11 protein-coding genes are annotated in these 14,062 nt (G+C 67.3%); 8 read left to right on the plus strand and 3 right to left on the minus strand.

What is annotated here, in order from left to right; genetic code table 11:
• The first annotated feature begins 9 nt into the window (after positions 1–9).
• Positions 10–1,146: an ABC transporter ATP-binding protein gene (locus PUR53_RS10475; protein ID WP_329908096.1), complete on the plus strand. Its 1,137-nt coding sequence runs from the start codon at positions 10–12 to the stop codon at positions 1,144–1,146.
• 1,419 nt (positions 1,147–2,565) lie between these two features.
• Here PUR53_RS10475 and PUR53_RS10485 read toward each other — a convergent pair.
• Positions 2,566–3,000, minus strand: a complete 435-nt coding sequence (locus tag PUR53_RS10485) for a hypothetical protein (RefSeq protein ID WP_329908097.1) — start codon at positions 2,998–3,000, stop codon at positions 2,566–2,568.
• 309 nt (positions 3,001–3,309) lie between these two features.
• Between PUR53_RS10485 and PUR53_RS48125 the strand changes: the two genes are divergently transcribed.
• Positions 3,310–3,726 (plus strand): hypothetical protein, encoded by a 417-nt coding sequence (locus PUR53_RS48125; protein ID WP_443080285.1) that lies wholly within the window; start codon positions 3,310–3,312, stop codon positions 3,724–3,726.
• 34 nt (positions 3,727–3,760) lie between these two features.
• Here the strand turns inward: PUR53_RS48125 and PUR53_RS10490 are convergent, their stop codons facing one another.
• Positions 3,761–5,083 (minus strand): RNA-guided endonuclease InsQ/TnpB family protein, encoded by a 1,323-nt coding sequence (locus PUR53_RS10490; protein ID WP_329908098.1) that lies wholly within the window; start codon positions 5,081–5,083, stop codon positions 3,761–3,763.
• Positions 5,084–5,554: 471 nt separating this feature from the next.
• Here PUR53_RS10490 and PUR53_RS10495 point away from each other — a divergent pair, with 471 nt between their 5' ends.
• Genes PUR53_RS10495 through PUR53_RS10515 form a run of 5 tightly spaced genes read left to right on the plus strand, consistent with a single transcriptional unit; the run spans position 5,555 to position 11,241 of the window.
• The gene (locus PUR53_RS10495; protein ID WP_329898231.1) at positions 5,555–7,198 is read left to right on the plus strand and encodes a peptide ABC transporter substrate-binding protein; all 1,644 of its coding nucleotides are present in this window, start codon (positions 5,555–5,557) and stop codon (positions 7,196–7,198) included.
• A gap of 6 nt (positions 7,199–7,204) precedes the next feature.
• On the plus strand, positions 7,205–8,128 hold the full coding sequence (locus tag PUR53_RS10500) for an ABC transporter permease (protein ID WP_239757038.1): 924 nt from the start codon (positions 7,205–7,207) through the stop codon (positions 8,126–8,128).
• Positions 8,121–9,134 (plus strand): ABC transporter permease, encoded by a 1,014-nt coding sequence (locus tag PUR53_RS10505; RefSeq protein WP_329898232.1) that lies wholly within the window; start codon positions 8,121–8,123, stop codon positions 9,132–9,134. The genes PUR53_RS10500 and PUR53_RS10505 overlap by 8 nt, the downstream gene beginning before the upstream one ends.
• 9 nt (positions 9,135–9,143) lie before the next feature.
• The gene (locus PUR53_RS10510) at positions 9,144–10,163 is read left to right on the plus strand and encodes an ABC transporter ATP-binding protein (RefSeq protein WP_329908099.1); all 1,020 of its coding nucleotides are present in this window, start codon (positions 9,144–9,146) and stop codon (positions 10,161–10,163) included.
• Complete coding sequence (locus tag PUR53_RS10515; RefSeq protein ID WP_329908100.1) at positions 10,120–11,241, plus strand: ABC transporter ATP-binding protein; 1,122 nt, start codon at positions 10,120–10,122, stop codon at positions 11,239–11,241. Before PUR53_RS10510 ends, PUR53_RS10515 begins: the two co-directional genes overlap by 44 nt.
• A gap of 159 nt (positions 11,242–11,400) precedes the next feature.
• Here the strand turns inward: PUR53_RS10515 and PUR53_RS10520 are convergent, their stop codons facing one another.
• Positions 11,401–13,518 carry a S9 family peptidase gene (locus PUR53_RS10520; RefSeq protein WP_329898235.1) on the minus strand — a complete coding sequence of 706 codons (2,118 nt, stop codon included), beginning with the start codon at positions 13,516–13,518 and terminating at the stop codon, positions 11,401–11,403.
• Between the two features lie 225 nt (positions 13,519–13,743).
• Between PUR53_RS10520 and PUR53_RS10525 the strand changes: the two genes are divergently transcribed.
• A complete protein-coding gene (locus PUR53_RS10525; protein ID WP_005480627.1) occupies positions 13,744–13,938 on the plus strand; it encodes a hypothetical protein in 195 nt (64 codons plus the stop codon).
• Positions 13,939–14,062 lie beyond the last annotated feature (124 nt).

Genomic DNA, 14,062 nt, shown 5'->3' on the forward strand with positions numbered 1-14,062 from the left:
ACCGAGATCATGAGCGACAACCTCACCCTCCCCGCACAGCAGGGCTCCGCCGACGCCTCGAAGGAAACTCTCCTGGAGGTCAAGGGCCTGACCAAACACTTCCCCATATACGGCGGGTTTCCGATCAAACGCAAGGTCGGTGCCGTACAGGCGGTCGACGGCGTCGACCTGACCGTCGGTGTCGGCGAGAGCGTCGGTCTGGTGGGCGAGTCGGGCTGCGGCAAGTCGACGACGGGCCGGCTGATCACACGGCTGCTGGAGCCGACTGCGGGCCAGATCACATACCTGGGCAAGGACATCACGCGTGCCTCACGCAGGCAGCTGGCCCCGGTGCGGTCCGAGATCCAGATGATCTTCCAGGACCCGTACTCCTCGCTGAACCCGCGGCAGACGGTCGGCACGATCATCAAGTCGCCGATGGAGGTCAACGGGATTGACCCCGAGGGTGGCCGGGAGAAGAAGGTCCGCGAGCTGTTGGAGCTGGTCGGTCTCAACCCCGAGCACTACAACCGCTTCCCGCACGAGTTCTCCGGCGGTCAGCGCCAGCGCATCGGTGTGGCCCGTGCGCTCGCCCTGAACCCGAAGCTGATTGTCGCGGACGAGCCGGTCTCGGCGCTGGACGTGTCGATCCAGGCGCAGGTCGTCAACCTGCTCCAGAAGGTCCAGGACGAGCTCGGCATCGCGTTCCTGTTCATCGCCCATGACCTCGCCATCGTCCGGCACTTCTCGCAGCGGGTGGCCGTGATGTACCTCGGCAAGGTGGTGGAGGTCGGTGATCGGGACTCGATCTACAATCGGCCCCGCCACCCCTACACTCATGCCCTTCTCTCCGCGGTCCCCGAGGTCGCGATCGACGACGAAGGGCAGGACAAGGAGCGCATCCGGCTGTACGGCGACGTGCCCTCGCCGATCTCCCCGCCGTCGGGCTGTCGGTTCAGGACCCGCTGCTGGAAGGCACAGGACAAGTGCGCCAGCGAGGAACCCCCGCTACTCCAGATCTCCGGCAACCGCGAGGGCCACTTGACGGCCTGCCATTTCCCGGAGGAGCCGACGACGGAGGCCCGTGGAGAGGACGTGGTGCTGGATCCAGCCTTGAATGCTTTGGAGAAGGATGGCGAGACGGCAACAGAGGTCCGCATGGACTGATTCAACAGGTGATGGGTGATCTTAGTGTGAGGTAAGGGACTCCGTCTCCGGATCACACTCTCGAGATCATCCCTGGACCCTCGACGCCTGAAAGATTGTCATGTCTTCTGGGCGTCGAGGGTGTAGGTGTGCCAGCCGACGAGGTAGGGTGTGAGCACTGTCGACTTAACCTTTGTTCCCCTGGTGCAGTTCGCGTAGATGTATCGACTGTAGCCGGTGATCTTAAACCGGTAGGCGCCGTAACGCGCATAACTGGTCTTCTTGGGCGGGGTCTTCACCTGATCTGGTTGCCAATCTTGACCGTCAGCTTGGCGGGAACCCCACGCCGTAATTCGTGCTCCACCTCGGCCAGTACTACGGAGCTCTTAGCCTTTAGCTTGCCGCTCACTGAGATGCCAACTTCGTCTCCTGATTCACATGTAAAATCAAAGTCATGGTTTTCGACCCGCCGTTGTAGTTGGCCAACGTGACACCGATTCCCTTCTTGTCGCCTCTTCCTTGCGCTTTTACGGACTTCTTCGTCGGGGTGGCTACGTACTCATTGCCCGGTTCGCACGGCTTTCCGAAAGGCCCATGGCCATTCGCTGCGGCGGGACCGGCCCCGCCCGGCACTCCGGCAGCGAGGGGTGGAGGCGAGTAGCGCCGATGCGACTCCGGAAGCCCGCACTGCGAAGCTCCTCGACTGGTGATGTTGGGCGACTGGCTGGGCGATGCCCAGCTCGGCTGTTCTGGGCTCCTTGAGTTCTGAGGAACATCTGAGGTTTATTTCGCAGCTTCGCAACGTAGCGGCTCGAGGGGGCCGTCCCGAGGTCTGCGGTCCAGTCGAAGGGGTGGGGCTCTGCATTGGCGCGGTCATGTGTACTCGCCGAGATCATTGCAGTTGGCCCCTGGAGGGCGGACGTGTTCGTTGCGAACGGTGCTCCAGCGGCCGGCACCGGAGGTGACCGAGGGCCCCGGAGTCTCCTCGGCGACAACGATGCTGTCGTGGGGCCGGGCCACCGGCGGTACGCCGGGGCACCTCCGCGGGTCCGGGGCCGCAGAAACGCTGGGCCCCTGCCGAGCCCCAAACGTCCTCCATCGGCCCATCTCTCTCCGTGGGCGGGCTGTTTCCGTACACGCTGCGGAATGGCGTAGTACAAGTGTGCCAGTGAGGAGAACCCGCTGCTCCAGGTCTCCGGCAACTGCGAGGGCCACTTGACGGCCTGCCATTTCTCGGAGGGGTCGACGACGGAGGCCCATGGGGAGGGCGTGCTGCTGGACCGGCGTTGAAGGCGCTGGAGACGGATGCGGACACCGAGGCGAAGACGGGCAAGGACTGACCGGCACGACGCATCACATCGGCGGAGCGGCCAACCGAAAAGCAGCGGGCCGGACAGAGATCCTGTCCGGCCCGCTCAATTATTTGGCACAACTAGAATCTTATGCCTTGCCCTTGCAGACGGCCGTGGACCCGCCCGGCGTTCCGATGCTCACCCACACCGTACGCCCTTCAGCGATATTGAAATTCTGCTCGATCGAGCCCCCGGTCCACAGGGCATAGTCCCGAATCCCCTCTAGCTGCGAGCCGTTCGCCCATTCGACCCTGACGGTCATCGAGGCCCCCGACCAGTTACGTGCGGACAGCGTCTCTCCGTTGCCCTTGAAGGAAGCGCGGGCGCCCTTGGTGGCGTCGCTCGTCCGCCAGACGGTGGCGACCATGTCGTTGGCACCGGCGTCGTTGTCGGCAGCCCACTTGTCGCAGCTGGTGGACCAAGCCGCCGCCTGAGCCGTTCCCGGTACGGCGATAACGAGCGCCGAGGCCGCCGTCATCAGCGCGACAACCCCCGTGAGGCTACTCTTCTTGGTGATACGCATATTTCATCTCTCCAGCTTCTTAATCAAGCGCACTCGTCTACAAGGGCACTTGGAACATGCTTCCTTGTTCATGCGCTGTATTCCCCCTGCATGCGGAAGGTGATTGGCCTTCAATGCTCGACGACCGTCCCACGATTCATTGTGGCCTGCAACCGCATACACAGGTTCTTGAGGTTTAATTGAGCATTGTGAAACGGGGCCAAGGGCGAACTCAGTGGTGCACCCAGGGCCGGTGGCGGCATCCTGGGTTGCGAGCTGCTTGGGAGGCCCTCGGCCGATGACGACAAGCCTGGTGATCCGGAGGCGCTGATCGCGGACCTGGACGGTGGGCAGAGGCTGCTGTTCGTTCGGGGCCCGAGGCCAAGGCGCTCAAGAGTCGGGCCCACTTCGCCCCCCCCCAAGCCCCAGGGCCGCACCCGTGTCGAGGAGGTCGAGCGGGCGGTCGCGATCGGCGGCCGGGTGATCGCCGACCACACCTGGCCCGACGGCGGCGTGTGGGTGCTGATGGCCGACCGGAGAGCAACGAATTCTGCGTGGAGCGGGGGAGTTGGGCTGACCGTTGACCGGGATCGCGCCGCTCCCCCGTACCCAACCCTGGCCGTGCCATGGACCGACCCGCGTATATCGCTTCAATCGGCCTGGAGGAAGAAGACCGCACAGGCAGGACACGTTCTGCCCGCTGTACTTCGGTCTCTCTGTACTCTGTACGTGATGTCGCTCTGTTGAAGTGCTCTCCTTCGCGTACGAGGGAGATTCCTGCCTACCTTGCGGTGGTGGGCTTGACGCCACGGGGACGCCTGACGACTGCCCTCCCGGCAGCCGGGATGAGCGCGTGGCCCGTCCGGTACAAGTGCAAGACGTTTCGGGCTGCGTTCCAATCGGCGTTGCCGGACCAGCCGCAGTTGGGGTTCTTGCACGCGAACGTGGCCCGGTCCTCCCGGTTGCCAGGTGTTGTGAACCCACAGGCGGAGCAGCGCTGGGAAGTGCCGGGGGCGGGAACTTTGTGCAGGGTGCCGCCGTGGTGGGCGGTCTTGTACGTCAGCATCGCTATGGTGCGGCCCCATGCCTCCTGGCTGATGGAGCGGTTCAGGCCGGACTTATGGGCGACGTTCCTGCCGGGTTTCTCGATGGTGCCCCTGGCGGACTTGACCATGTTCTTGATGTTGAGTTGTTCGACCACGACGGTGCCGTACTGCTTGGCAATGTTGGTGGTGGTCTTGTGCTGCCAGTCAACGGCACGGCGCGTGGCTTTTGCGCGGAGCTGTTTGATCTGGTCGTAGGTGTGTTGCAGGCGGCGTGAGATCTTCTCTTCGCGCCCTCGGTGCTGTTTACGCTGGGCGGCGCGTCGTTCCAGGCCCAACAGCTTGACCTTCTCCGAGGGGTTCAGCCACTTATCCCGGCCGGCCTGCCCGTAGGGCGGGCCGGCCGGGCGGGTGTGGTCCTGGTGGTTGCCGTCGGACAGGGCGAGGGGCAGGTGCACCCCGACGTCGATCCCGACCTCCGGACCCTGATGGGGCTGGGGGGCGGATTCCAGGGTCTGGACGCGGAAGGCGATGTGCCAGCCGAGTGCGTCTTTGACCAGCCGCGCACCGGTGATCCGGTTCTCGCTGTTGGCCCGCTTGCCGACCGGCAGGTCCTTCGTCCAGCGGAAGCGGACTCGGCCGATCATGGGGATGTTGACCATGCCCCACCGGCGGTGTACGCGGATGATATTCAGGTCCCGGCCCTGCGGGATGTCCACCGACATCACCGTACGCAGCCGCGCCTTGAAAGTGGGCGCCTCGGCGCGGCCGTCCCAACAGTTCCGCCAGGCCTGAAAATACGTCTTCAGTACGGCCTGCGCGGCCTGGGCGGGGAGTGCGCCGAGCCATTCGATGTCCTTGCGGGCTTGGCGGATCGCCTGGTCGGCCGCGGCTAGGGCACGCTTGTCCTTGGGGAGCATCGCCCACCAGTCGTGCAAACAGTTCCACAGGGTGCGGGCGGCGTGCGCCTGGTTGTCCATGAGCCGGATCTGCGCAGGTGTCAGCGACAGTCGGGCTCGATGCCCAAACTGCCGCTTCCGCTGTGCGCTTTCCGTAGTCACGCGATTACCCTAGCGTTGACTCGGTGTCGCCATGCCGGAATCCCGATCCTGATGTGAGGGCGTGCGCTAGGTCATCCGCAGCCTGAACCTTTTCTTGTTCAGCCGCGCCTCATGGCGACGGCGGACAGTTATCACTGTGGCGATCGACGGCGACGCGTTGGGCACGGCAGAGAGGTCGGTGAAGGTCGACCGGCTGAGCTGTGGATCCGTGCTGAACCCATAGTCGCTGCTGGCCGCGCCGTACGGCGTGGTGGGTGAGCCGCACTGGTTTGAGCGAGCCCGGCTGGCGCTGTCGCAACGCATGGGGCGCAGCCCCGGCTTTTCAGGGGTGCGGGGAACTGCGCGAGAAGCCCCACCGGAGCCGCACCCGACAACGCACCCCATACGGCCCCCCAAATGTGCGGTATAGGCGAAACGCGTCGATATTGTCCGGTAACAAGGAGATCACGCACGCAGCACGAGGAGGCACCCATGCGTGGAGCCACGCACGCCCGATGGATCGCCGGCGCGGTGGCGGTGGCTCTCACCGCGACCGCCTGCGGAGGCGGGGACGACGATGGCGGCGGCAGTGGCAGCGGTGACACCGGGGCCGTGCTCAGCTCATCCTGGGGCGACCCGCAGAACCCGCTGGAGCCGACCAACACCAACGAGGTGCAGGGCGGCAAGGTGCTGGACATGATCTTCCGCGGGCTGAAGCGGTACGACGCCAAGACCGGCGAGGCGAAGGACATGCTCGCCGAAAAGATCGAGACGACCGACTCGCAGAACTTCACCATCACCGTCAAGGACGGCTGGACCTTCCAGAACGGCGAGAAGGTCACCGCCAAGTCCTTCGTGGACGCCTGGAACTACGGGGCGAGCCTGAAGAACAACCAGAAGAACGCGTACTTCTTCGAGTACATCGAGGGCTACGACAAGACGCACCCCGACGACGGCAGCAAGCAGACCGCCGACACGCTCTCCGGGCTGAAGGTCACCGGCGAGAACACCTTCACCGTCAAGCTCACCCAGAAGTTCTCGACCTTCCCCGACACCCTCGGCTACAACGCCTTCGCCCCGCTGCCGCAGTCCTTCTTCACCGACCACGACGCCTGGCTGGCCAAGCCCGTCGGCAACGGCCCGTACGCCGTCGACTCCTACACCAAGGGCTCCCAGCTGTCCGTGCGGAAGTGGGACGACTACCCCGGCGAGGACAAGGCGCAGAACGGCGGCGTGGACCTGAAGGTCTACACCGACAACAACACCGCCTACACCGACCTGATGGCCGGCAACCTCGACCTCGTCGACGACGTCCCCGCCGCCCAGCTGAAGAACGTCCAGGCCGACCTCGGCGACCGGTACATCAACACCCCCGCCGGCATCATCCAGACCCTGGCCTTCCCGTTCTACGACGAGAACTGGAACAAGGAGGGCTCGGACAAGGTCCGTGAAGGGCTCTCGCGGGCCATCGACCGCGATCAGATCACCGACACCATCTTCCAGAAGACCCGCACCCCCGCCACCGACTGGACCTCCCCCGTCCTCGGCGAGGAGGGCGGCTTCAAGGAGGGCCTGTGCGGTGACGCCTGCGAGTACGACGCGGACGCGGCCAAGAAGCTGATCCAGGAGGGCGGCGGCCTCCCCGGCGGCCAGGTCAAGATCACGTACAACGCGGACACCGGCTCCCACAAGCAGTGGGTCGACGCCGTCTGCAACTCCATCAACAACGCCCTCGACAACGACAAGGCGTGCGTCGGCAACCCGGTCGGCACCTTCGCCGACTTCCGCAACCAGATCACCGACCGGAAGATGAGCGGCCCGTTCCGCGCCGGCTGGCAGATGGACTACCCGCTCATCCAGAACTTCCTGCAGCCGCTGTACTACACCAACGCCTCCTCCAACGACGGCAAGTGGTCCAACGCCGAATTCGACAAGCTCGTCGACCAGGCCAACGCCGAGTCCGACACCGCGAAGGCCGTGCAGACGTTCCAGCAGGCCGAGGAGGTCGTCCGGGACAACATGGCCGCGATCCCGCTCTGGTACCAGAACGGCAGCGCCGGCTACTCGGAGCGGCTCTCCGACGTCGCCCTGAACCCGTTCAGCGTGCCGGTGTACGACCAGATCAAGGTCGGCTGACCTTCCATGGGACGGTACGTCGCCCGGCGCCTGCTCCAGATGATCCCGGTCTTCGTGGGCGCCACCCTCCTGATCTTCCTGATGGTGAACGTGATGGGCGACCCCATCGCGGGCCTCTGCGGCGACCGGGAGTGCGATCCGGCGACGGCCGCCCAGCTCAGACGGGAGTTCGGCCTCGACAAGCCCGTGGGGCAGCAGTACCTGACCTACATGGGCAACGTCTTCACCGGCGACTTCGGCACCGCGTTCAACGGGCAGGAGGTCACCGAGCTGATGGCCTCCGCCTTCCCCGTCACCATCCGGCTGACGATCGTCGCGATCCTGTTCGAGATCGTCATCGGCATCACCCTCGGTGTCGTCACGGGCCTGCGGCGCGGCCGGCCCGTCGACACCGGGGCGCTGGTGGTCACCCTGGTCGTCATCTCCGTCCCCACCTTCGTCACCGGGCTGCTGCTGCAGCTGCTGCTGGGCGTGGAGTGGGGCTGGATCCGGCCGTCCGTCTCCTCCGAGGCGCCCTTCGACGAGCTGATCGTCCCCGGGCTCGTCCTCGCCTCCGTCTCCCTCGCCTACGTCACCCGCCTGACCCGGACGTCCATCGCCGAGAACACCCGCGCCGACTACGTCCGCACCGCCGTCGCCAAGGGGCTGCCCCGGCACCGCGTGATCCGCAAGCACCTGCTGCGGAACTCCCTGATCCCCGTGGTCACCTTCATCGGCACCGACATCGGCGCGCTGATGGGCGGCGCCATCGTCACCGAGCGGATCTTCAACATCCACGGCGTCGGCTACCAGCTCTACCAGGGCATCCTCCGCCAGAACACCCAGACCGTCGTCGGCTTCGTGACCGTCCTCGTGCTGGTGTTCCTCGTCGCCAACCTGCTCGTCGACCTCCTCTACGCCGTACTCGACCCGAGGATCCGCTATGCCTGAGCCGCCACCCGAGGAGCCGCACGTCTCGGGCGGCCAGCGCGCCGCCGAGGACGGGGCGATCGCCGCGACGGGGCTGGACGGCACGATGGACCTGGCCACCACCGAGGGGGAGACCTTGGAGAAGGGGCTCGGCAACGCCGACGCGGGCGGCCCGGCCGACAAGGCCCGCAGCCTCTGGTCCGACGCCTGGCGCGACCTGCGGCGCAACCCCGTCTTCATCATCTCGGCCCTGGTGATCCTCTTCCTGGTCGTCATCTCCCTGTGGCCGTCGCTGATCGCCTCCGGCAACCCCCTCACGTGCGACCTCGCCAAGGCCCAGGAGGGCGCGCAGCCCGGCCACCCGTTCGGGTACGACGGGCAGGGCTGCGACGTCTACACCCGTACCGTCTACGGGGCGCGGATCTCCATCGCCGTCGGCGTCTGCGCCACGCTCGGCGTCGCGATCCTCGGGTCGGTGCTGGGCGGGCTCGCCGGGTTCTTCGGCGGGCTCCCGGACTCGATCCTGTCCCGGATCACCGACGTCTTCTTCGCGATCCCGGTGGTGCTCGGCGGTCTGGTGCTGCTCTCGGTGGTCACCAACAACTCCATCTGGCCCGTGATCGGGTTCATGGTGCTGCTGGGCTGGCCGCAGATCTCCCGCATCGCCCGGGGCTCGGTCATCACCGCCAAACAGAACGACTACGTGCAGGCCGCCCGCGCCCTCGGCGCCTCCAACTCCCGCATGCTGCTGCGCCACATCGCGCCCAACGCCGTCGCCCCGGTCATCGTCGTGGCCACCATCGCCCTCGGCACCTACATCGCTCTGGAGGCGACCCTGTCCTACCTCGGCGTCGGCCTGAAACCGCCCAGCGTCTCCTGGGGCATCGACATCTCCGCCGCCTCCCCGTACATCCGCAACGCCCCCCACGCCCTGCTGTGGCCCTCCGGAGCCCTGGCGATCACCGTCCTGGCCTTCATCATGCTGGGTGACGCGGTCCGTGACGCCCTCGACCCGAAGCTGAGGTGAGGCGGCGTCATGTTGCTCGAAGTGCGTGATCTGCACGTGGAGTTCCGCACCCGGGACGGGGTCGCCAAGGCCGTCAACGGGGTCGACTACGGGGTGGACGAGGGGCAGACGCTGGCCGTGCTGGGGGAGTCCGGCTCCGGGAAGTCGGTCACCGCGCAGGCGATCATGGGCATCCTCGACATGCCGCCCGGCAGGATCACCGGCGGCGAGATCCTCTTCAAGGGCCAGGACCTGCTGAAGCTCAAGGAGGATCAGAGACGGAAGATCCGCGGTGCCGAGATGGCGATGATCTTCCAGGACGCGCTGTCGTCCCTCAACCCGGTCCTGTCCGTCGGCGACCAGCTCGGCGAGATGTTCGTCGTGCACCGGGGCATGTCGAAGAAGGACGCCCGCGCCAGGGCCGTCGAGCTGATGGACCGGGTCCGCATCCCGGCCGCCAAGGAGCGCGTGCGGGACTACCCGCACCAGTTCTCCGGCGGTATGCGCCAGCGCATCATGATCGCCATGGCGTTGGCCCTCGAACCCGCGCTGATCATCGCCGACGAACCGACGACCGCGCTGGACGTCACCGTCCAGGCCCAGGTCATGGACCTCCTCGCCGAACTCCAGCGGGAACTGCGCATGGGCCTCGTCCTCATCACCCACGACCTCGGCGTCGTCGCGGACGTCGCCGACCGCATCGCCGTGATGTACGCGGGCCGGATCGTGGAGTCCGCGCCCGTCCACGACATCTACAAGGCCCCGGCCCACCCGTACACCCGCGGCCTGCTCGACTCGATCCCGCGCCTGGACCAGAAGGGCCAGGAGCTCTACGCGATCAAGGGGCTGCCGCCCAACCTGATGAACATCCCGCCCGGCTGCGCCTTCAACCCCCGCTGCCCGATGGCCCGCGACGTGTGCCGGACCGACGTACCCCCGCTGTACGACGTGGAGCCGGCGGACGGGATCCGGCTGAGCGCCTGCCACTTCTGGAGGGAGTGCCTCGATGACCGCGACATCCACGACAGCCACGACCGTCGTACCGGCTGAGCCGATCCTGGAGGTCAGCGGCCTGGTCAAGCACTACCCGCTCACCGAGGGCATCCTCTTCAAGAAGCAGGTGGGCGCCGTGAAGGCGGTCGACGGCGTCGACTTCGCCCTCGGCCGGGGCGAGACCCTCGGCATCGTCGGCGAGTCCGGCTGCGGCAAGTCCACGGTCGCCAAGATGCTGGTCCACCTGGAACGGCCGACCGCCGGATCCATCCGCTACAAGGGCGAGGACATCACCAAGCTCTCCGGCCGGGCGCTCAAGACCGTCCGCCGCAACATCCAGATGGTCTTCCAGGACCCGTACACCTCCCTCAACCCCCGGATGACCGTGGGCGACATCATCGGGGAGCCGTACGACATCCACCCCGAGGTCGCGCCCAAGGGGGACCGCAGGCGCCGGGTGCAGGAACTCCTCGACGTGGTCGGCCTCAACCCCGAGTACATCAACCGCTATCCGCACCAGTTCTCCGGCGGCCAGCGCCAACGCATCGGTATCGCCCGGGGGTTGGCGCTCCGCCCCGAGATCATCGTCGCCGACGAACCCGTCTCCGCCCTGGACGTCTCCGTCCAGGCCCAGGTGATCAACCTGTTGGACCGCCTCCAGGGCGAGTTCGGGCTGTCGTACGTCTTCATCGCCCACGACCTGTCCATCGTGCGGCACATCTCCGACCGGGTCGGTGTGATGTACCTGGGGCGGATCGTGGAGATCGGCCGCGACGCGGAGATCTACGACCACCCGACGCACCCCTACACCCAGGCGCTGCTGTCCGCCGTGCCCGTCCCGGACCCCGAGGCGCGCGAGCACCGGGAGCGGATCATCCTCTTCGGCGACGTGCCCTCCCCGACGAACATCCCGTCCGGGTGCCGCTTCCGCACGCGGTGCTGGAAGGCTCAGGAGCGCTGTGCGCTGGAGGTGCCGCTGCTGGCGGTCCCCGCGGAGTTCCGGCTCACCACCGGTCCGGCCGCCCATGACTCGGCCTGCCATTTCGCGGAGGAGAAACAGGTGGTGCCGCCTGAGGAGCCGGCGGAGGGGCCGGTGGAAAAATCCATGGACGATCATGTGGATGAGGCGGAATAGGCCTACAAATCGGCACCAAATGTGTTAACACGCAGGCAACTTGGCTGACGCGGTTCCGATATACGGACGCGCGAATCTACAACGCGTACGGCCGTGCGGGTGCCGTAAACGGGCCGGGGCTCGCCATGTAGCCCCGGCCCGTTGCCGTACCCGCTTCCGCTAGACCAGGCCGAGCGAACGCTTCAGGAAGTCGACCTGGAGCAGCAGCAGGTTCTCCGCGACCTGTTCCTGCGGGGTGATGTGGGTGACGCCGGAGAGCGGCAGCACCTCGTGGGGTCGGCCGGCCGCGAGCAGCGCGGAGGACAGGCGCAGCGCGTGCGCGAAGACCACGTTGTCGTCGGCGGTGCCGTGCACGATCATCAGCGGGCGGTGCGGCTCGGCGGGCGAGGACAGCCCTTCGTCCGTGATCAGTGAACTCTTCGCGTAGGTCGCCGTGTTCTTCGCCGGATCGCCGAGATAGCGCTCGGTGTAGTGGGTGTCGTACAGCCGCCAGTCGGTGACCGGGGCACCCGCGATGCCGGCGTGGAAGACGTCCGGGCGACGCAGCACCGCGAGGGCCGCCAGCCAGCCGCCGTACGACCAGCCGCGGATCGCCACCCGGGACAGGTCCAGCGGATGCGTCGTCGCCAGGTCGTGCAGCGCCTCCACCTGGTCGTCCAGGGAGAGCGTGAAGTCCCCGTCGATCTCCTTCTCCCAGGCGGGGGAGCGGCCGGGGGTGCCGCGCCCGTCGGCGACCACCACCGCGAAACCCTGGTCGGCGAACCACTGCGAGGTGAGGTGCGCGTTGTGCGCGGCGAGCACCCGGGGGCCGTGCGGACCGCCGTAGGGGTCCATGAGGACCGGCAGGGGCGTGACCCCGTCGTAGTCGCTCGGCATAAGCAGGGCGCACGGTACGCGGCGTGCGCCCCCCTGTGTAAACCGCACGCGCGGTGACATACCGGGATCTTCCGCATGAGACGCCACGATCGCCACCTGCTTGCCGTCGCGCAGCACCTGAACACGGGCGCCGGCCTGCCCCGGAACGGCCGAGACGAGTACGGTCACGCCCCCGGCGCGCACCGCCGAGTGCACGCCGGGTTCCTGGGAGACGCGCTCCACGCCCAGCTCGTTCACGCGGTAGACGTGGATCTCCCCGATCTCCGGGTCGGCCGCCGCCTCACCGGCGGAGGCCGAGACCAGCACATCGGCGTCCGCGACGTCGAGCACCGCGCGGACGTGCAACTGCGGCCCCGTCAAAGGCCGTTCGCCGACCGCCAGCACCCGCGCGCCGCCCTCGTCCGCGACACGCACGAGCCGGCCCGACGGACTCCACGCGGGCACCCCAGGGAAAAGATCAAGCCAATGTGGATCTTCGTCGGCATGCACCATCCGGGTCGCCCCCGAGTCCGGGTCCACGGCCAGGAACAACTGGCTGCGCTGGTCCCGCGCCTGCACCAGGATCAGCGGCGCACCCGCCGCTGACCAGTGCACATGCGCCAGATACGGGTAACGGGCCCGGTCCCACACGACCTCCGTGCGCGCCCCGGCGAGGTCGATCACGAAGAGCCGCACCTCCGCGTTGGCGCTCCCGGCCACCGGGTACGCCACCTGCCGCGGGTCCCTTTCCGGCTGCGCCGGGTCCGAGATCCACCAGCGGCGCACCGGCGTGTCGTCCACACGCGCCACCAGCAGGCGGTCCGACTCCGGCGACCACCAGAAACCACGTGAACGGCCCATCTCCTCGGCCGCGATGAACTCCGCCAGACCGAGGGTGACGTTGTCCGCCTCCTCCTCGGCGAGCACCAGGTCCGCACCGCCCTCCACCCCGACCACCCGCAGCGCGCCCCGGGCGACATACGCGACGCGGCGGCCGTCGGGCGAGGGGCGGGGGTCGATCACCGGCCCGGGAACGTCCAGTTCACGTGCCGTCCCGGCCCGCAGCTCGGCCACGAAAAGCCGCCCTGACAAGGCGAAAGAGGCCAACTCCACGGCCGCGTCGGTGGCGTAGCCGACAATCCCGGCGCCGCCCTCACGCAGGCGCTCACGGCGCGCGCGCTCCTCGGCAGACAACTCCTCCGAGGAGCCGGCGAGCAGCACGCCCGGGTCGGCCGCCACGCGCTCCCCACCGTCCGGGAGGTCCATCACCCACAGCTTGTTGGCCCGGTCGGTGCCGGACGAGGACCGCAGAAACGCCACGCGGGAACCGTCCGGCGCGACGGAGAAAGCCCTCGGCGCGCCGAGGGAGAAACGTTGGGTCCGGGCGTGTCGGCGAGGGAAGGACTCGGGCTGGGTCGTCATGGGTCCGACCATATTGGCCATGCGCCCCCTTGTGCGGCCGTGCGCCGACCGATGCGCGCGTATGGATAGTTATGATCACTACCGCTGGGTGGGTATGAACCTGCTGGCCGCTGTATGGATTTACAACTGCGTCACCCACGTCACCGGTTGACGACGGCCCCGCCGTCAGCCATCGACAACTGCTTCGCTCCCCAGGTCCCAGGGAACTTTTGGAGGTGAGCCGCCGTGGCACTCTCGATTTCGGCGGTGGTGCTGCTGGCGATCATCGTCTTCATCCTGATCAAGAAGTCAGGGCTGAAGGCACCACACGCGATCATCTGCATCCTGCTCGGGTTCTATCTCGCCTCCTCGACCATCGCGCCGACGATCAGCGAGCTGACGACCAACATCGCGGGCATGATCGGCAGTATCAAGTTCTGACACCTCCGGCCGCCGGGGGCCTCTCCCAGGACCCGTCCCACCGGGCCCGCGACCCCCGCGGCCGACCGTCCCTGTGAATGACCGCGCCCGGCACGGGCGCGCACCGGGGCCTCGTAGGGTGGCC

This window comes from Streptomyces sp. SP18BB07, from assembly GCF_036322545.1.
Lineage (GTDB): Bacteria > Actinomycetota > Actinomycetes > Streptomycetales > Streptomycetaceae > Streptomyces > Streptomyces deccanensis.

Bases quoted from the DNA above. Each gene is read 5' to 3' on its own strand.
- PUR53_RS10475 (WP_329908096.1), top strand. From the start codon at position 10: ATGAGCGACAACCTCACCCTCCCCGCACAGCAGGGCTCCGCCGACGCC.
- PUR53_RS10485 (WP_329908097.1), bottom strand. From the start codon at position 3,000: ATGCGTATCACCAAGAAGAGTAGCCTCACGGGGGTTGTCGCGCTGATG.
- PUR53_RS10495 (WP_329898231.1), top strand. From the start codon at position 5,555: ATGCGTGGAGCCACGCACGCCCGATGGATCGCCGGCGCGGTGGCGGTG.
- PUR53_RS10500 (WP_239757038.1), top strand. From the start codon at position 7,205: ATGGGACGGTACGTCGCCCGGCGCCTGCTCCAGATGATCCCGGTCTTC.
- PUR53_RS10505 (WP_329898232.1), top strand. From the start codon at position 8,121: ATGCCTGAGCCGCCACCCGAGGAGCCGCACGTCTCGGGCGGCCAGCGC.
- PUR53_RS10510 (WP_329908099.1), top strand. From the start codon at position 9,144: ATGTTGCTCGAAGTGCGTGATCTGCACGTGGAGTTCCGCACCCGGGAC.
- PUR53_RS10515 (WP_329908100.1), top strand. From the start codon at position 10,120: ATGACCGCGACATCCACGACAGCCACGACCGTCGTACCGGCTGAGCCG.
- PUR53_RS10520 (WP_329898235.1), bottom strand. From the start codon at position 13,518: ATGACGACCCAGCCCGAGTCCTTCCCTCGCCGACACGCCCGGACCCAA.